The 17,954-nt window shown below is 64.2% G+C and carries 14 protein-coding genes; 5 read left to right on the top strand and 9 right to left on the bottom strand.

Annotation, left to right across the window (positions count from 1 at the left end):
- Window positions 1-10: 10 nt before the first annotated feature.
- The 3 genes from mmsB to CXY74_RS03830 form a co-directional block, all read right to left on the bottom strand.
- Window positions 11-904, bottom strand: coding sequence for a 3-hydroxyisobutyrate dehydrogenase (gene mmsB, locus CXY74_RS03840; protein ID WP_104199207.1), 894 nt, complete (start codon window positions 902-904; stop codon window positions 11-13).
- Between the two features lie 71 nt (window positions 905-975).
- Window positions 976-1,923, bottom strand: a complete 948-nt coding sequence (locus tag CXY74_RS03835; RefSeq protein WP_233193196.1) for a serine hydrolase — start codon at window positions 1,921-1,923, stop codon at window positions 976-978.
- A gap of 98 nt (window positions 1,924-2,021) precedes the next feature.
- Window positions 2,022-3,986 (bottom strand): M13 family metallopeptidase, encoded by a 1,965-nt coding sequence (locus tag CXY74_RS03830; protein ID WP_104199206.1) that lies wholly within the window; start codon window positions 3,984-3,986, stop codon window positions 2,022-2,024.
- 439 nt (window positions 3,987-4,425) lie between these two features.
- Here CXY74_RS03830 and CXY74_RS03825 point away from each other — a divergent pair, with 439 nt between their 5' ends.
- From CXY74_RS03825 to CXY74_RS03815, 3 genes are all read left to right on the top strand, one after another.
- The gene (locus tag CXY74_RS03825; protein WP_104199205.1) at window positions 4,426-5,493 is read left to right on the top strand and encodes an extracellular solute-binding protein; all 1,068 of its coding nucleotides are present in this window, start codon (window positions 4,426-4,428) and stop codon (window positions 5,491-5,493) included.
- Window positions 5,494-5,583: 90 nt separating this feature from the next.
- Window positions 5,584-6,597: an ABC transporter ATP-binding protein gene (locus CXY74_RS03820; protein WP_104199277.1), complete on the top strand. Its 1,014-nt coding sequence runs from the start codon at window positions 5,584-5,586 to the stop codon at window positions 6,595-6,597.
- Window position 6,598: 1 nt separating this feature from the next.
- The gene (locus tag CXY74_RS03815) at window positions 6,599-8,335 is read left to right on the top strand and encodes an iron ABC transporter permease (protein WP_104199204.1); all 1,737 of its coding nucleotides are present in this window, start codon (window positions 6,599-6,601) and stop codon (window positions 8,333-8,335) included.
- A 191-nt stretch (window positions 8,336-8,526) separates the two neighbouring features.
- Here the strand turns inward: CXY74_RS03815 and CXY74_RS03810 are convergent, their stop codons facing one another.
- Window positions 8,527-8,883, bottom strand: coding sequence for a DsrE family protein (locus tag CXY74_RS03810; RefSeq protein ID WP_104199203.1), 357 nt, complete (start codon window positions 8,881-8,883; stop codon window positions 8,527-8,529).
- A gap of 71 nt (window positions 8,884-8,954) precedes the next feature.
- Here CXY74_RS03810 and CXY74_RS03805 point away from each other — a divergent pair, with 71 nt between their 5' ends.
- Window positions 8,955-9,584 carry a TetR/AcrR family transcriptional regulator gene (locus CXY74_RS03805; RefSeq protein ID WP_104199202.1) on the top strand — a complete coding sequence of 210 codons (630 nt, stop codon included), beginning with the start codon at window positions 8,955-8,957 and terminating at the stop codon, window positions 9,582-9,584.
- A 47-nt stretch (window positions 9,585-9,631) separates the two neighbouring features.
- Here CXY74_RS03805 and CXY74_RS03800 read toward each other — a convergent pair whose 3' ends face one another.
- Entirely contained in the window at window positions 9,632-10,603 is a 972-nt protein-coding gene (locus tag CXY74_RS03800) for a bile acid:sodium symporter family protein (protein WP_104199201.1), read from the bottom strand.
- Window positions 10,604-10,845: 242 nt separating this feature from the next.
- Between CXY74_RS03800 and CXY74_RS03795 the strand changes: the two genes are divergently transcribed.
- The gene (locus tag CXY74_RS03795; protein ID WP_104199200.1) at window positions 10,846-12,168 is read left to right on the top strand and encodes an MATE family efflux transporter; all 1,323 of its coding nucleotides are present in this window, start codon (window positions 10,846-10,848) and stop codon (window positions 12,166-12,168) included.
- A 56-nt stretch (window positions 12,169-12,224) separates the two neighbouring features.
- Here the strand turns inward: CXY74_RS03795 and CXY74_RS03790 are convergent, their stop codons facing one another.
- From CXY74_RS03790 to CXY74_RS03775, 4 genes are all read right to left on the bottom strand, one after another.
- Window positions 12,225-13,676 carry an amino acid permease gene (locus tag CXY74_RS03790; protein WP_104199199.1) on the bottom strand — a complete coding sequence of 484 codons (1,452 nt, stop codon included), beginning with the start codon at window positions 13,674-13,676 and terminating at the stop codon, window positions 12,225-12,227.
- Window positions 13,677-13,919: 243 nt separating this feature from the next.
- On the bottom strand, window positions 13,920-15,155 hold the full coding sequence (locus CXY74_RS17875; protein WP_233193195.1) for an ABC transporter ATP-binding protein: 1,236 nt from the start codon (window positions 15,153-15,155) through the stop codon (window positions 13,920-13,922).
- Entirely contained in the window at window positions 15,155-16,735 is a 1,581-nt protein-coding gene (locus CXY74_RS03780; RefSeq protein ID WP_199183136.1) for an iron ABC transporter permease, read from the bottom strand. Before CXY74_RS03780 ends, CXY74_RS17875 begins: the two co-directional genes overlap by 1 nt.
- Before the next feature lie 72 nt (window positions 16,736-16,807).
- Window positions 16,808-17,839: an extracellular solute-binding protein gene (locus CXY74_RS03775; protein ID WP_104199198.1), complete on the bottom strand. Its 1,032-nt coding sequence runs from the start codon at window positions 17,837-17,839 to the stop codon at window positions 16,808-16,810.
- Window positions 17,840-17,954 lie beyond the last annotated feature (115 nt).

Here is a 17,954-nt window from a genome sequence, read left to right as displayed (position 1 = left end):
TCCAGCCGCGTCAGGCCAGGGTACCGTCGACCAGTTTCACGATCATGGAGCAGTCCTTACCGCCCTGGCCCTGGTCGATCAGACGCTGGAACAGCTGCTGCACGTGCTGGCCAATCTCCAGCGGCGTGTCGGTGGCAGCGGCAGCGGCGACCGCCAGGCCGATGTCCTTATTGGCGAGGTCGGTCGTAAAGGTCGGCGCGAAGTCGCGGTTCACGGCCGCCGATGGTACGACGCCCGCAATTGGATACCAGGTGCGCAGCGCCCAGCTATCGCCCGACGAAACGGATGCGATATCCCAGAACACCTGCGCGTCCAGCCCCAACCGAGCCGCCAGAACCGCCCCTTCGGCGGTCGCGGCGAGGCTGATGAACAGCATCAGGTTATTGCAGATCTTCGCGGCCTGGCCGGTCGTTGCACCACCGGTTGGAATGATATTCGCGGCCATCGGCTTGATGTATTCGGTGGCGTCGCCGACGGCATCCGCAGCGCCTCCGATCATGAAGGTGAGCGTGCCTTTCTCTGCACCGGTGATGCCGCCAGAGACCGGGGCGTCTACCAGGCGAAAGCCCGCCGCCGCCGCGGCATCGTGCAGGGCCTGGGACGATTCAATGTCGATCGTCGAGGACTCCACGAGCAGGGTTTTCGGGTCGGCGTGGGCGAACACTCCTTCGTCACCGAAGTACACCGCGCGGGCATGCTCACCCTTGGGCAGTATGGTGAAAACCACGTCGGCGCCTTCTACGGCCTCTTGGATGCTCGTCGCGCGCGTGACGCCGGCGGCCACCGCAGCGTCGAGGGCTTCGACGCTCAGGTCGAAGCCGCGCACGCTGTGCCCGGCTTTCACCAGGTTTGCCGTCATGGGCCCGCCCATGTGGCCCAGCCCAATCCATCCGATGACAGCCATGGCGTAGCTCCTTCGCGTCGGTGACGGGCGTCACTGCCCGTCACGTCCACGATGGCACAACTTACCGCCAGCTAGTGCACGTACTCCAGCAGGTCGGCCCCCACCGAGCGCATACCGTCGAGCACCGCGAGCCGGGTCATGAGCCGAGCATCGTCGAACAGCATCGACACCGCGTACGTCACGCCGGCCCGCGGACCGCGGAGGATGCCCACCTCGCTGCGAACGCCCGTAGTCGTTCCCGTCTTGTTGACCATGAGCAGACCGTGGTCGCTTTCCCGGTGCGCGAGCGGATCCAGGCCGAAGGCGCTGGCCACGAGCGACAGGTCGGTGTTGAGCGACAGCCAGCCGATCACCCGCGCGCTGGTCTCAGCATTCACGATCTCGCCGCGGGCGAGCGCCGTGAACAGCCAGGTGAGTTCCTTCGCGCTGCCCACCGAGAGCTGCGGCGCGTCGTCGGGGCCGCGTGTGTCGCGCACCAGATCGAGCAGCGCCGTGCGGCTGAGTCCGAGCTGCTCGGTACGGGCGCGCACCGAGTGCAGGCCTACGGCACGAATGAGCACGTTCGTAGCGAGGTTGTCACTCGTCGCGCCAACGAGGGCGGCAAGATCAGCGACACCGAGACGTGAAGTCTGCAGGTGCTGCCAGACACCAGAATCACTCACGGCATCCGCGCCGGACCGTTCGAGCATCGTGGCCAGCCCGAATTCGGCGTCGTTCAGGCGCGCTGCCACCTCGATCAGCAGCAGCACCTTGCCAACGCTTGCCGTTGGCATCGACACGTGGTCGTCGACCGAGAAGAGCACGCGTCCGGTCGAAAGATCGGTTGCCCGGGCCGAGACCTGCACACCGTTGAGGGCGAGTTCGCCGAGGCACGCAAAGCCACGGGCGAAATTCTCGGGCGAGTCCGCCACGCGGTGTTTGCCAGCGGGCAGCGCCGCGTGGCGGGAATGGCCGAAGGCGGCATCCGCTCGGCTGGAAGCAGCACTGGCGCCGTCGGCGCCGCGCCCGGAAACGATCACTCGGTTCGATCCTTTCCTCGGCTCACGCCCCGCGCCCGCCTCATCCCCAGCTCAGAAGAGCTTGTTCCTACAGTAACCCGGACGGGGGGACGATCGCGCTACCAGATGGTGACGCGCTGGTCGGGGGCGAGGTAGAGGGCATCCGCTTCGCCGACCTCGAACGCCTCATAGAACGCGGGAATGTTGCTGACGATCTGGTTGCAGCGAAACTCGTTCGGGGAGTGCGGGTCGATAGCCAGCAAGCGGATGGCCTCAGCGTCGCGCAATTTCATCTGCCAGGCCTGGGCCCAGGAGAGAAAGAATCGTTCGGCACCGGTGAGTCCGTCGATGACGGGGCTTTCTGCACCGTTCAGCGAGAGCAGATAGGCCTTCCAGGCGATGGAGAGCCCGCCGAGGTCACCGATGTTCTCGCCGATCGTGAGTGCGCCGTTGACGGTGTGGCCGGGGATGGCCTGCGGCGTAAGGCCCTCGAATTGCGCGATGAGCGCGGTCGTGCGCAGCTCGAACGCGGCCTTGTCCTCGGCGGTCCACCAGTCGGTGAGGCGGCCATCGCCATCGTACTTGGAGCCTTGGTCGTCGAAGCCGTGTCCGATCTCGTGGCCGATGACCGCACCGATCGCGCCGTAATTGGCGGCCGGGTCACGCGCATCGTCGAAGAACGGAAACTGCAAGATGGCGGCCGGAAAGACGATTTCGTTGAATCCGGGGTTGTAGTAGGCGTTGATGGTCTGCGGCGTCATGAACCATTCGTCGCGATCGAGCGGCTTGCCGATCTTGCCGAGCTCGCGCTGAAACTCGAACTCGCCAGCGGCCTTGACGTTGCTGATGAGGTCGTCAGCTGCGATCTCGAGGCTGGAATAGTCGCGCCACTTCACCGGGTAGCCGATCTTCGGTGTGAATTTGCACAGCTTTTCGAGGGCTCTCGTACGTGTCTCCTCGGTCATCCAGTCGAGGGTGCTGATGCTGTTTTCGTAGGCTTGCACGAGGTTGGCCACGAGCACGTCCATGCTCTCCTTGGCGCTCGGCTTGAAGTGACGCTCCACGTAGATGCGGCCGACGGCCTCGCCGAGAGCGCCCTCCACGAGTGAGACGCCGCGCTTCCAGCGGTCACGCAGCTGCGGCGTGCCACTCAGGGTGCGCCCGTAGAAGTCAAAGTTCGCCTCCACGAATTCACCCGACAGGTACGCAGCGCTCGAGCGGATGACCTGCCAGCGCAGCCAGTCCTGCCACGATTCGAGGCGGTCGTCTGACAGGGCGGTCGCGAGTCCTGCAATGAAGCTGGGTTCACGCACGACGACCTCCTCGAAGCCGCCGGCCGGGGCGTCGAGGCCCGCAAGCCAGAGGTCGACGTCGGCACCCGCTGCGAGCGCGGAGACCTGGCCCCAGGTGCGCAGGTTGTAGGTTTTCTCACTGTCGCGGGTGGCTACCTTGTCCCAGTGGTGCGAGGCGAGTTCGGTTTCGAGGTCGAAGACGCGCGCTGCGCGTTCGGCGGCGCCGTCGAAACCGGCGAGGGTGAACATCCGCTCGAGAAATCCCTGATACTTGGTGCGAATCTCGGCGAACTTTTCTTCGCGGTAATAGGACTCGTCTGGCAAGCCGATACCACCCTGCGCGATGAAGACCAGGTAGCGTTCGGGGTTGCCTGGGTCGTTGTCGACGTAGAGGTGGAAGGCTCCGGCGACGCCACCGCGCTCGAGACGGCCGAGGGTCGAGAGGAGTTCGGAGATGCTGGTGACCGCGTCGACCGCGGCGAGGTCGTCGCGCAGCGGGGTGGACCCGAGCGCTTCGATGCGCTCTTCGTCGAGAAAGCTCGTGTAGAGGTCGCCGAACTTGCGCTCCAGGCTACCCACTGGCGCGGCCTGCGCCTCGACGATGATCTCACGCACGGCCTTCTCGGCGTCTTCGGCAAGCATCGTGAAGGAACCCCAGCGGGCCTTGTCGGCGGGGATCTCGCTACGTGCGATCCATTTGCTGTTCACGTGCCGAAAGAGATCGTCTTGTGGGCGCACCTCCGGGTCAAGTTCGTTCTGGTTGATTCCGGATGCACTCGCCAGCTCAGTCATGGGACCAGCCTATCGGGGCGGAGTCGGTGGTAGCCGGGTGTGCGAATCAATATTCAATACTAAGAGCGCTGCCCGCCAACGCAGCATCACTTCGAATAAGCATCTGGATTCGAACGTTGCGAACGAAACGGCGAACCGCGTCTTGTATGTCACGTCGAGAAGATTTCGCATATTGACGATAGCCAAGGTGGCTATGTCTGGCCTCACCGGTACTGGATTCTCGCCGCGCCCTTACTATCCCGGCCCTTATTTCTGGGCCTATGAGCCGCCTACCGTGCTGCAGGTATATGCACATCGAGTGAACAGTGGGCCAAATTTGTGTCATAACGAGAGGGTCGGGTGAGTTCCAGCCGTAGCGTGGTGTCGTCAATGTCGAAATCACAGGTTTGGCTCGGGGGCGACTTTTTGGGTTGTACCGGGCCCGGAAAAGGACAACCAATTGCATAAGCGCACCATCACAGCGAGCTCCTTCGCGCTCGTCTTGTTGAGCACCGTGATACTGACCTCGTGTAGTGCCGCGACCGATACCGCCGCTTCCGGCGAAGCCACCGGAACGCTCATCGTCTATACGAACTCCAACTCCGATGGGCGTGGCGAGTGGATCACGGAGCAGGCCGACGCTGCCGGCCTCAATATCGAGATTGTGGGCCTCGGCGGCGCCGACCTCGCCAACCGGATCGTGGCTGAGAAGAATAACCCCGTGGGCGACGTGGTCTTCGGGCTGAACAACATGTTCTTCGAAACGCTCAAGGCCGAGGAGGCCGTCTCCGCTTACACGCCGGCCTGGTCCAGCGAGGTCGACAGCACCGCTGGCGACGCGGCGGACGGCGCATTTTGGCCGTTGGTGGAACAGGCCATCGTTACGGTCTACGACACCAACACGGTCAGCGCAGCGGATGCCCCCACCGAGATAGCTGACCTCTGGGACGGGGACCAGTACACCGGTAACTACGAAGTGAATATTGCCCTCGGCCAGGCGACACCGCAGCTGGTGCTTGCGGGCCTTCTCGCGCCCTACGCGGACGAGGACGGCGACCTGGGTATATCCGACGATGGCTGGGACCAGGTGCAGGCGTACTTCGAGCACGGTTCCCCCGCTGTCGAGGGCACCGACCTGTATGCCCGACTGACCCGTGGCGAGGTCGACTTCGGCGTGATTCCGAGCAGCGGAATCACGAGTCGTGATGCCGAGTACGGCACGGTCACCGGAGTCATCAGCCCCGAAGACGGTGTTCCGTACGTCACGGAGCAGATCGCCGTGATCAACGGCACACCGCGCCAAGACCAGGCCGAAGAGTTTATTGACTGGTTCGGTAGCTCCGCCGTGCAGGGCCAGTTCGCGGCCGAATTCGCCGCTTACCCGGTCAACACCGAGGCCCGCTCCCAGGCTCTGCCCGCGGTCGTCGAGCTGATCGAATCACTGCCCAAGCAAGACATTGACTGGGCACTGACCCGGGAGCACATCGGCGAGTGGGTCGAGAAGACCGAGCTGGAGTACCTGCCCTAACCGTCTTGCGCCGCAGGGTGCCGCCCACCATCATCCGCTACAAAACGCCGGGTGTGGCCTCAACAACGGCCGCGCCCGGTGGGAGTTCACATGATTAGGTTCGACCACATCGAAGTGCGTTTCGGCGAACACACCGCCATTCCCAAACTCAATTTGGAGGTGAAGCAGGGCGAGTTCTTCACCCTGCTCGGGCCGTCCGGATGCGGGAAAACCACCGCACTGCGCACACTTGCCGGCTTCATCGAACCGACGAAGGGCGAGATCTACATCGACGGCCAGGCCGCGACGAAGCTGCCGAGCGAGAAGCGCAGCGTGGGAATGGTGTTTCAGAACTACGCCCTGTTCCCGAGTATGAGCGTGTACGAAAACATCGCCTTCGGCCTGAAGGTACGCAAGACAAAGAAAATACAGACGGGTGCCCTCGTCGCGGAAATAGCCGGGCAGGTGGAGCTCACATCGGAGCAGCTCAGCAAGAACGTGTCCGAACTGTCCGGCGGCCAGCAGCAACGCGTAGCCATCGCACGCGCGCTCGTGCTCAAGCCGCGCATCCTGCTACTCGACGAACCCCTCTCCAACCTCGATGCCAAGTTGCGGGTGCAGCTGCGCGAACAGCTCAAGAACCTGCAGCGCGAGCTCGGCATCACGACGGTCTACGTGACCCACGACCAGGAGGAAGCCCTGACGATGAGCGATCGCATCGCCGTCTTCAATCATGGCGTGGTGGAACAGGTGGGAACCCCGGAGGAGATCTACAACCGCTCGAGCACAGAGTTCGTGTGCACCTTCGTCGGCGCCATGAACAAGTTGTCGAGCGAGTTGGTGCAGCGGCTGCAGCATGGTGGCGGCACCGCTCTGCACCCAAACAAGGCATCGTATCTGAGGCTCGAGAAGGTGTCGCTACAGCCTCCTACAAACGCTGCCGGCAGCATCCGTCTGGAGGGAATCGTCACTGAACGCTCATACCACGGTGCGCACAGCACCTACACGATCGACTGTTCCGGCAGCATGATCCGCGCGCTCGTACCCGAGGGCGGCGCGGCACCGCTACCACCCGGGTCACGGGCCGAGCTGCACATTGACCCCTCGTCGATCCTGCAGTACTAACATGCGCACCTCTTCCTGGCGCTCCATGCTGCGTTCGCCGCTCGTGGTGATCGTGGCCCTGGTAACGGTGTGGTTCATTGCCACGTTCCTAATCTTTCCCAACGCCACCCTTCTGATCGGCACGTTCTTCCCCGACGGCCAGCTCAGCTTTCGCGCGTTCGAGAAATTGGCCAGCTCAGAGCGGGCCATGAACAGCCTGTGGCACAGCTTCCTGCTGGCCGGCACGCTCGCCGTCACGGTGAACGTGGTGGGTATTTTCATCGTGCTCGTCACCGACTATTTCGCCATTCGAGGTGCCCGGGTACTGTGGCTCGGCTACGCGACGACCCTTATCTACGGCGGCATCGTGCTCGCCGCCGGGTACAACTTCATCTACGGTCGTTACGGCTTCGTCACGAACGCGGTGGGCAACTGGTTTCCCGACATTGACCGTGACTGGTTTTCGGGATATTTCGCTGTCGTGGTCGTGATGACCCTCGCCACGACCACCAACCACATGCTTTTTCTCGGTTCGTCCCTCGCCAAGATCGATTACCAGACGATCGAGGCGGCCCGGAATATGGGGGCGGGAACCCTGCGCATTCTGTGGAGGATCGTGCTGCCGGCCCTGCGCCCGATGATCTTCGCGGTGACGGTGCTCACGTTCCTCACTGGACTTGGCGCGCTGACCGCCCCGATCGTGCTGGGCGGTACCGACTTTCAGACGATTGCCCCGATGATTCTGACGTTCTCGAAGAGCAGCAGTTCGCAAGATCTGGCTGCGCTGCTCGCCATCATCCTGGGCCTGGCCACGATCGTGCTGCTGGCCATGATGAACCGGGCCGAGAAGTCCGGGGTGTATTTTTCTGTGGCCAAGGTGGCCACGCCTCTCCAGAAGCAGAAAATTCCCAATCAGGTCACCAACGGCGTCGTGCACGTGCTTGCCTATGCATTGTTCGTGGTCTACGCGACGCCGGTACTGCTCATCGTGCTGTTCTCATTTCTCGACTCGACCGCCATCCTGCGCGGCATGATCACCTGGGATGCGTTGACCCTCGACAATTACGCAACCGTTTTCGGCACCCCGTCGGTGCTGCGCCCGTTCGTGGTGAGCGTCGTCTACAGCGCGCTGGCTTCGGCGATCGTGGTAATCGGCATGTTGTTCGTCGCCAGGGTGTTACAGAAATATCGCAACCCGGTGACCGGATTGCTCGAATACCTGCTGCATATCCCGTGGATCCTACCCACGATCCTGATCGCGCTTGCGCTGGTCATGACGTTTGACCGGCCGCAAGCGCTCGTCGGCGGCCAGGTACTCACCGGCACCACCAGCCTGCTCTTGGTGGCCTACATCATTGTGAAGATCCCCTTCACCCTACGGCTGCTGAAAGCGGCATTCGCGTCGGTGCCGGAGTCGCTGGAAGACGCCGCACGCATTCTCGGAGCGGGATCAATGTTCACCCTGCGCAAGGTACTCTTTCCCCTCGTAATCCCGACCGCAGCCGCGATCACGGCGCTCAACTTCAACAGCCTGCTCGACGACTACGACGCGGCCGTGTTCTTGTACCACCCGCTATACCAACCACTGGGAATCGCCATCAAGGCCAGCACCGAGGGCGAAAACAACCTGGACTCGATGTCAATCACCTTCGTGTACACCGTGCTCCTGATGATCATCATGGGCCTAGCGATGTACCTCGTCTACGGGCGCAGCGGAGCCGCGACGCGCCGCGCCCGCCGCCGAGCAAGCCGCGGCTGATTCCATACAGAATAAGCCTCCAGTTGATTCCTCTGACCGAATCGGCACTGACTTCACCCGCTACTTCCGCGTCGACCGCGCAGCATGGCCGGCGCACCGAGAACGGCTTCCGGTTTCAAGCGAAGGTCACGAAGAACTGCCAGGGCCATGAAAACTCCAATTCATGCAAGGGAACGGGGCGGACGTGGTGTTTAGAAGTTGAGGATTTGATAGCCCTCGACAACGAGAGAACGGATACTCGCTTCGCCTTTGTACTCCGCAAGTAGCGGCCACCCGCCGGACTCGACAGCTTCGGTAACCCCGTGGGATGCGACGCAGAATGCGCAGGCGCCCCGGATGTTGTCGTGCAGGGCGACGGCGAGAGGGTTCATCTTGTGCTTAGGGTCTGAGATGGCGGCGAGGGATTCGACACCCGATCCATCGAAAACGACGACAACGTCATCGCCAGCATCCTTGAATTCGAGGGCGGTTTTGAGACCGCGATAGACGCGTGAGGTGTCGGAGCCAATGGGCTCATAAATAACGACGGCGATCTTAGATTCAGACATGAATATTTACCTCCTAGTTAGACCGATCTGGCCACCCCTAACTATACCGATCGGTCTGGTAATATCACAGTATGCATTCGTCGACCATCACCCCGATAGTGAGCGCCAAAGAGCGCCTACTCGCTTCCGCGGGCCGCCTGTTCCACGAACACGGCATCAATGCAACGGGAATCGACCTCGTCGTGCGTAACGCGGGCGTCGCCAAAGCCAGCCTCTATAACAACTTCGCTAACAAAGAAGCTCTCGTCGTGGCTTACCTGGAGCAGGAACTAGACGGCTGGATCCGAAACGCCCACGCACTGGACAACCCGCTCTCGCCACGCTGGCAGCGGATCGCCGCTCTATTCGAGGCCCTCGCCCGCTCAGTCGAATTGAACACGTTCCACGGCTGCCCATTCACCAACGCCGTGATTGAACTGCCGGAATGCGCGGCAGTACGCACGGTCGCGCAAGACTACCGCGCCGTCGTTCGCACACACCTGGCCAGCCTCCTCGGTGCAGACACTACTTCCACGGCAGTATCCCGCCTGGTCTTGCTCTACGACGCGGCCATCACCGAAGCGAAAGTCGGCCGCGACGCTGCTCTCGTTCGCGAAGCAAGCACCATGGCACAAGAACTCGTCGACGCTCACAAACTGGAGGAAACGCACCCGCCCGCCACCAGAGGAGAACTAACGAAACGTGACACAGCTGCCCGTTAGCCGGGAGTGGTCAGCGCGTGGTCACTGCATTCTGACTACCGGTCAGATCAGCCCCGGGTGGTGACCGGCACAGATTCGGAAACCTCATCGGACGGTAGATCTTTGCGCGCCCAATAGCCGGCGAGCACAGAACCCGATACGTTGTGCCAGACCGAGAAAATCGCCGCTGGCAGCGCAGCCACCGGGTTGAAATGCGCCACGGCCAGGGCGGCGGCCAGGCCGGAGTTCTGCATGCCCACCTCAAAGCTGAGAGCTCGGCGACTAGCGACGGGAAGCCCGAACAGGCGCCCGATGTAATACCCCAGCGTCAGCCCGAGGGAGTTGTGCAAGATCACGGCGACGACCACAAGCACGCCAATCGATAACAGCGTAGAGGCACTCGCGGCGATGACGGCCGCAACCACGACGGTGATGCCGGCCACCGACAGCAGCGGCAAAACATCGAGGAAACGCTCCACTAGGCGCGGCACGATCATGCGCAGCACGAGCCCGAGCACCACCGGAACCAGCACGATCTGCACAATCGACACGAACAAGGCGCCAGCATTAACGGGCAAGGACTCTCCCACGAGCACCAAGACCAGCAACGGCGTCAGCACAGGCGCCAACAACGTCGAAACGGATGTCATCGCCACAGACAACGCGGTATCGCCCTTAGAGAGGTAAACCATCACGTTGGACGCTGTACCTCCAGGCACCGAACCGACCAAGATCATGCCGGCCGTCAGCATCGGCGAAAGCCCGAGCGCGACGGCAATCCCAAAGCCCAGCAACGGCATCACAAAAAACTGGACCGCAACGCCGAGCAGAAGCGCCCACGGCCGCCTGGCAATAATCGCGAAGTCAACGGGACGCAGCGTCATACCCATTCCCAGCATGATCACGGCCAGTAACCACGGGATCGCCACGGTCAGGCCTGAAAATGCGTCGGGGACAGCAAGCGCCAACGCCCCCGCAGCCAAAACAATAACGGCAAACCAACGACCGACGAACGCGCTGACAATTCTGATGCGGTACATAATGAAACCCTACTCACAATGAACAGAAACCTCATGGCCGGCACCTGCTGGTTAGGCGGCATCTCCGAGGTACCGCCACCGATTCTCCGGATTCAACACCCCCAAATCCACCAACTCCCGGAATCGGCGCGAACGCACAGGAACGCTGCCAGTCTCCGGCTCAACGCAACGCTGAATAAGTCAGGCAGCAGCACGGCTCAAAACTGACCAGCGGCCCCCCGTAGAGTCAAACCATCAATATTTTGCGCACACAGCCCATCGACCGCGACATTCTGCGGCTTGCCGTGCCCGCGCTCGGCGCCCTCATGGCCGAACCGCTGTTTCTGCTGGCGGATTCGGCCATGGTCGGCCACCTCGGCACCACCCCTCTGGCCGGACTCGGCCTGGCGAGCGCAGTGCTGCAAACCATCATCGGCCTCATGGTGTTCCTCGCCTACAGCACCACCCCGGCAGTAGCCCGCCGGCTCGGCGCCGGCGATACGCGCAAGGCAGTCTCCGTCGGCATTGACGGGCTCTGGCTCGCCGTCGGCCTCGGAATCGTTCTCGCGGCCGGCGGCCTGCTCGCCGTCCCGGTGCTCGTCGGCGCGTTCGGCGCCGAACCGGCCGTGACAGCGGATGCCGCCACCTACCTCAGCATCTCAATGCTCGGCCTGCCCGCCATGCTGCTGGTGTTCGCCGCCACCGGACTGCTGCGCGGCCTGCAAGACACCCGTACCCCGCTCTACGTCGCCGGAATCGGCTTCGGCGCGAACATTGCGCTCAACTATGTCTTCATCTACCTGCTCGGCTGGGGCATTGCCGGATCGGCCGTCGGCACGGTCGTGGCGCAGTGGGGCATGGCCCTGGTCTACCTCGTGGTGGTCGCCATACATGCCAGGCGCCAGAGCGCTCCGCTGCGCCCGCACCGAGCCGGATTACTACTCGGCGCCCGCAGCGGCGGCTGGCTGTTTGTGCGCACGCTCAGCCTGCGCGCTGCCATGCTCCTCGCCGTGTTCGTGGCAGCCCAGCTCGGCTCCCCCGAACTCGCGGCCTTTCAGATTGCCATGACCCTGTTCGCGACGCTCGCCTTTGCCCTCGACGCCCTCGCGATCGCCGCCCAGGCTCTCGTCGGTCGCGGCCTCGGTGCCGGAGACGTGGCGCACGTGCGCGCCGTGCTGCGCCGCTGCCTGGAGTGGGGCGTACTGGCCGGCCTCGTGCTCGCCGTGGTCGTGATCGGCACGAGCGGCGTGCTCGGGCAAGCGTTCACGAACTCTGACGCGGTGACCTCACTGCTGCCGCTGACGGTGATCGTGCTGGGGGCATCCGTCCCCCTCGGCGCGGTGGTGTTCGTCCTCGACGGCGTGCTCATCGGCGCGGGCGACGCTCGCTACCTGGCCCTGACCGGGCTGCTCAACTTCGCAGCCTTTGTGCCGCTGGCCGCTGCCGTGTTGGTCTTTGCTCCGGCGGGCCCCGTTGGTCTCGCACTGCTCATGGCGGCGTTCGCCCTCGGCTACCTCGGCGCCCGCGCGCTGACGCTGAGCGTGCGCGCCCGCAGTTTGGCCTGGATGATCGTCGGCGCGCGCTGACTTCGCGCCGCAGATGCAGGACAGGCCGCGCACCGGCATCCACTGCCTGAACGGCACTAGTGCGGATCGACCGGATGCTCGATGTAGCGGGGGCTTTTCGGGTTCATGATGGAGTTGCGACGACCATAGAAGAAGTAGATGACCAGGCCGATGACGAGCCAGATGCCGAAACGCAGCCAGGTCTCCCAGTGCAGCTGCGTGATGAGAAAGGCAGAAGACAGCACCCCGAACACGGGCACCCAGGGCATGAAGGGCAGCTTGAAGGTGCGGGGAACATCGGGGCGGGTGCGTCGCAACACAATCACGGCGACGCACACCACGACGAAGGCGGCGAGGATTCCGATATTGGTGAGGTCGGCAATCAGCCGGATCGGGAAGACCCCGGCCAGTAGCGCCGCGGCAAGGCCGGCAATCCATGTGACCCGGGCGGGAGTTCCCCTCCGGTCGGTGCCGGAGAACCACTTGGGAAGCAGACCGTCGCGGCTCATCGAGAACCAGACCCGGCTGACGCCGAGGAGGAAGGTCAGCATAACGGTGAGGATCGAGATAACGGCGAAGGCCGAGAGCACGGTCGCGACGATCGGAAGCCCGACGGACTGGAATGCGACGGCGAAGGCGGCGGTCGGGTCGATATCCTGCCAATTCTGCATGCCGGTGAGCACGAGAGTGGCCAGCACGTAGAGCACCATGGCGATGGCGAGCGAGAGCAAAATCGCCTTCGGCATGTGTTTCTTGCCATCTTTGGCCTCTTCGGCGGCGGTGCTCATAGCGTCATAACCAAAGACGGCGAAGAAGACCGTGGCCGCGCCGGTGAAGACCGCGCCGAACCCATTCGGCACGAATGGAACGTAGTTCTGGGTGTTGATGTAAAAGAATCCAAGAACGATGATTGCAAGGATCAGCAACACCTTGAGCCCGACGGCGACGAGCTCAAAGCGGCCGAAGGTCTGCGTTCCGCGGCTGAGGATGAAGGTCACGAGCACGCAGACCACGATGGCGGGCAGGTTGATCAGGCCACCGTCGAGAGTGTCGGGGGTGCCCTGCATCCAGGTCGGAACGTCGATGCCGATGCCGCTCATGAACTCGGTGAAGTACCCCGAGATGCCGATCGCGACAACGGCGACGATCGCGATGTACTCCAGCAGCAGGTCCCAGCCGATGAACCAGCCAATAATCTCACCGAGGGCGACATAACCGTAGGTGTACGCCGAGCCCGCGCGGGGGATCATCCCGGCGAACTCTGCGTAGCTGAGGGCGGCGGCCGCGCTCGCGAGTCCGGCGATGAGAAATGAGATGAGCACGGCCGGACCGGCGCCTTCGCCGTCGGGACCGCCGTTTGCAACGAGTCCAGCGAGAGTGAAAATACCGATTCCGATGATGCCGCCGACGCCGATCGCGGTGAGCTGCCAGAGTCCGAGGCTCTTGAAGAGACCGTTCTTGGCGGTCTCGTCGCCGATGTCGGTAATGGGTTTGCGCCTCATGACCGAATTGGAATTGCGCTCGTTCATTTAGCCTCCATTGGCTTGGCTTCGACCGTTTTATGCGCGCTTGCGCCTAGTTTCGAGCGGGCTCCGTGCGCACGGCCCGGAGCTCTCACCAGTCCTAAGGGTGGCACATGCGTGAGCTAACGTCATGCAACTCGCGCAAAGAGTAATTTAGCGGACTGACTGCCGCACGGGTCAGCGGATGCAGCAGTGCGGCAAGTGAGAGGCTTTCAGACCTGCCGGTAGGAACTCGGGACCGCGGCCAAATCACGCGCCCAGCGGGTAGGCGAGAGCATTCTGGCGCACCCCGAGGGTTAGCCGGTCGCCGATGCGGGGCAGGTCGGGGGCCGCCACTCGGGCTCGCACGGTGAGGCCTGCCGGGAGGGCGAAGCTCACCAGGGCGTCGTGGCCGGCGTAGGCGATGGCCGTGGTGACGGCACCCGTTTGTCGCTCGGTCGATGGCAGAGCCAGGGTCAGCCATTCCGGGCGAAGCAGCACGAGCACCGGCGTTCCGTCGGCGGGGGCGGATGCCGCGCCCATCCAGTCCGCCGGGAGAGCGCCGAGGGCGCACTCCACCTTGCCGTCCCTCCACTGGCCGTCGAGTTCGACGGTGTCGCCGACGAATCCAGCGACCCAGGGGTCGACCGGGCGCTCATAGACATCCGCTGGGGTGCCGAATTGCAAAATCTTTCCGCCGCGCATCACGGCCACGAAGTCGGCAAGGGAGAGCGCCTCTTCCTGGTCGTGCGTCACGATCACGCTCGTGTTGTGCTGGCCGCGCAGCAGGGCAGCGACCTCGGTACGCAGGGCCGAACGCAGCAGCGGGTCGAGGGCCGCGAACGGTTCGTCGAGCAGTATGAGGTCGGGGCGAGGAGCGAGCGCCCGGGCCAGCGACACCCGCTGGGCCTGGCCACCGGAGAGCTGCGAGGGGGCGCGATCCACGAGTTCGGCTAGGCCCACAAGGGTAGCGAGCTCCGCGATGCGGGCCGCGCGGCTGGTCTGGCGTCCGCGGTCGGGGCTGATCGGTACTGCAGTGAGGGGGCTCGCGTGCGCCGCTGTACCGGCCAGAACGGACACCGGTCGAGCGCGGTTGGCGCGACCACGCCGGGTGAGTCCGGCCAGCAGTCCGCCGACTCCGCCGGAAGTCTCGCCGGGTTCGCAGTAGAGGTCGTCGTTCTGCCTCGTGCGTGGCAGACCGAAGCCGATGTTTTCGCCCACCGACAGGTGCGGAAACAGGGAGGCATCTTGCGGAACCCAGCCCATGCCGCGCTTCTCCGGAGCTCGCAGCACGCCGGGGCCGGTCACGAGGCGCCCACCGACGGTGATCGTGCCCGAGTCGACCGGCAACAGACCCGCAACCGCGCGCAGGAGCGTGGTCTTGCCGCATCCGCTGGGACCGAGGACGGCCACGAGCGAGCCGCGCGGAATGTGCAGGCTGACGTCGTCGAGCACACGCGTGTCACCATAGGAGACGCTCAGCGCCTCGATCGTTACCCAGCCCACTAGTTCTCCCTTGCCGTGCCGCGAATGCCGGACAGCAGCACCGCGGGCACCATCGCCACGAGCACGAGCGCCGCCGCGTATGGCGCCGCAGCGCCGAACTCGAACAGGGCCGTGCGACTCCACAGCTCGGTCGCGAGCGTCGAAATGCCCGTCGGCCGCAGCAGCAGCGTCGCTGGCAATTCTTTCATGGCTGAGATGGCAACGAGCAGTGCGCCGATCGCGATGCCCGGCAGGGCGAGGCGTGCGGTCACCCGCCACCAGGCCTGAAACGGTGATAGGCCGAGCATGCGCGACACGTCGCCGAGGCTGGTCGGTACCGCCGCGATGCCGCTGCGCACGCTGCCGATGGCGCGCGGCATGAACAGGACAACGTAGGCGAAAACGAGCACGAGCGAGGTTTGGTAGAACATCGGAACCGCAGCGAGCGCGAAGAACACGAGGGAGAGGCCCACGACGATACCGGGCAGGGCATGGCCGAGAAAGCCGACGGCCTCGATTGCCGCGACGAGCCTTCCGCGGTATCGGGCGGCGAGCGCGGCGATCGGCAGTGCCACGAGCACCGCGATCACGGCAGCCGTTAGGGCCAGCCCGAGGGTCGCGCCGATCGCCTCGACCAAACGCGACACGTCGATTGCGCGCAGCGTTTCAGCCTCGAGCAGGCGACTGAGCAATCCGACCACCGGAACCACGACCCCGGCGAGCGGCGCGGCGAGGAGCAGCGCGACATAGACGGGCCAGATACGGCCGGGCGAGCGCATCGGCATGGTACTGCGACCGGGAACACTGGAGACTTGGCGGCGGCTACGACGTTCGCCGGCCACGACCACGAGCGCGAGCACGACCAGCACGAGGGCAAGCAGCGCGGCCTGGTTGCGGTCGAAACTCGCACCATACGCGGCATTGATTCCCCAGGTGAGCGTCTGAAACCGTAGCATCGCGACGAGCCCGAAATCGCTCAGCGAGTAGAGGCATACCAGTAGCGCCCCGGCGATCGCGGCCGGGCGAATCTGCGGCCAGGTCGCGGCCGCGAACGCGCGAAACGGGCCACGACCGAGGGTGCGGGCCACCGATTCCAAATCTGCGGATGCGCCGCGCAGCGCCGCCGCGACCGGCAGCGTCACGTAGGGGGTGCAGACCACGGTCATGACGAACCAGCTGGCCCAAAACCCGTTGAGGTGGGGAAACCAGACCAGCCAGCCGTAAGCGGCCAGGTAGCTTGGAACCGCCAGTGGCAGCGCGGAAACCAGCAATAACGTGCGCTGCAGAGGCAAGCGGATGCGCGTGAGAACCCACGCGCAGACCGTGCCGAGCACGAGGCACGACAGGGTGACGGCCGAAGCGAGCAGCACCGTGTTGATCGTGAGCTGCAGCACGCGCTGGCGCATCAGGGTATCGAGCAATTCGGTGAGCCCTGCCTCGGTCGTGCGCGCCACGAGGTAGACCAGCGGTATGGCGGCAGTCGCCGCGCAGAGCGCGGCGAGCACCAGCAGCCAGGGTGGCGCGCCGAAGCGGTGTCGGCCGGGCGCGCGCGGTGGCAGTGGCGCATCCGTTTCGAGCGGTGGAATGAGCAGCTCGGTCACGAGAGACTCCCGGCGCAGGGTAGGGCACGGCCACCGACCCGAGCCCACAACCGCGCCTTCACTACTGCAATGTTAGATCAGGCCGTGCTTGCCGAGCAGGGCCTGGGTATCGGCGAGGGTGTCCAGGTCGGCCAGGTCGAGGTCGGGGTTGACGAGTGAGTCGAGCGCGGGCAGTCCGGCCGGGGCGTCGATGCCGGCGATGAGCGGGTACTCGTAGGTCTCATCGACGAAATACTGCTGGGCATCGGTGCCGACGAGATAGTCGATGAACTCGAGCGCGTCGGCATCCGCTGTGGCACCTGCGAGCAGTCCGGCCCCCGTGACGTTCACGATCGATCCGGCATCGCCAGCCTCGGGATAGGAGAGCTGCGCGCGCATGTTGGCCTCGCCGGTTTCGGCGGCCTGAGCAAACCAGTAATAGTGGTTGATGAGTCCGGCCTCGATGACCCCGTCGTTGACGGCGGCGAGGATCGCGCGGTTGTTGTCGAAGATGACCGGGTCGTTGGCGGCGACGGCGGCGACCCACTTGTCTGCGGCCTCTTCGCCGTTCAGCACCCGATAGGCGGTGACGAAGGCTTGAAAGCTCGCGTTGGCCGGCGCGATGCCGAACTTTCCAGACCACGCGGGGTCGGCGAATGCATCAACGCTTGAAGGCACCTCGGCCGCACTCATCACTTCGCTGTCATAGGTGATCACGCGAGCACGGCCGGTGACGCCAACCCAGGTGTCGTCGGTCGAGGTGAATCCGTCTGGGACCTTGTCGGTGGTTGTTGCGGGCAACGTCGCGAACAGGTCGGCGTTGCTCAGCGCTCCGAGCGCTCCGGCGTCTTGCGCGAGAAACACCTGGGCTGGAGTGGCCTCGCCCTCTTCGAGCAGCAGGGCGCCGAGCTCGGCGGTGTTGCCGTAGCGCACCTCGACGCTGATGCCGCTTTGCTCCTCGAACTGGTCGATGAGCGGCTGGATGAGCGCTTCGTCACGCCCCGAGTAGAGGGTGAAGGCGCCGTCTGCGGAGCTTGCTGCCGGCTCGGCGGCCTGCGTGCACCCGGCGAGGGCGAAAACGGTGGCGCCGGCAACGAGTGCGGCGACAGAGAAGGGAATGCGCATGGGACTCCAGAGACGTGGCGAACGATTGCTAAGGTAAGGCTACGCTAACTTTGTCGACGGGGCGAATCGTGTGTCCATTCGACAAGGGCAAACCGAGGCCTAGCTGGCCACGACG

This window comes from Cryobacterium sp. Y29 (assembly GCF_002929825.1).
Lineage (GTDB): Bacteria > Actinomycetota > Actinomycetes > Actinomycetales > Microbacteriaceae > Cryobacterium.
This window is presented reverse-complemented; position numbering and strand designations above follow the sequence as displayed.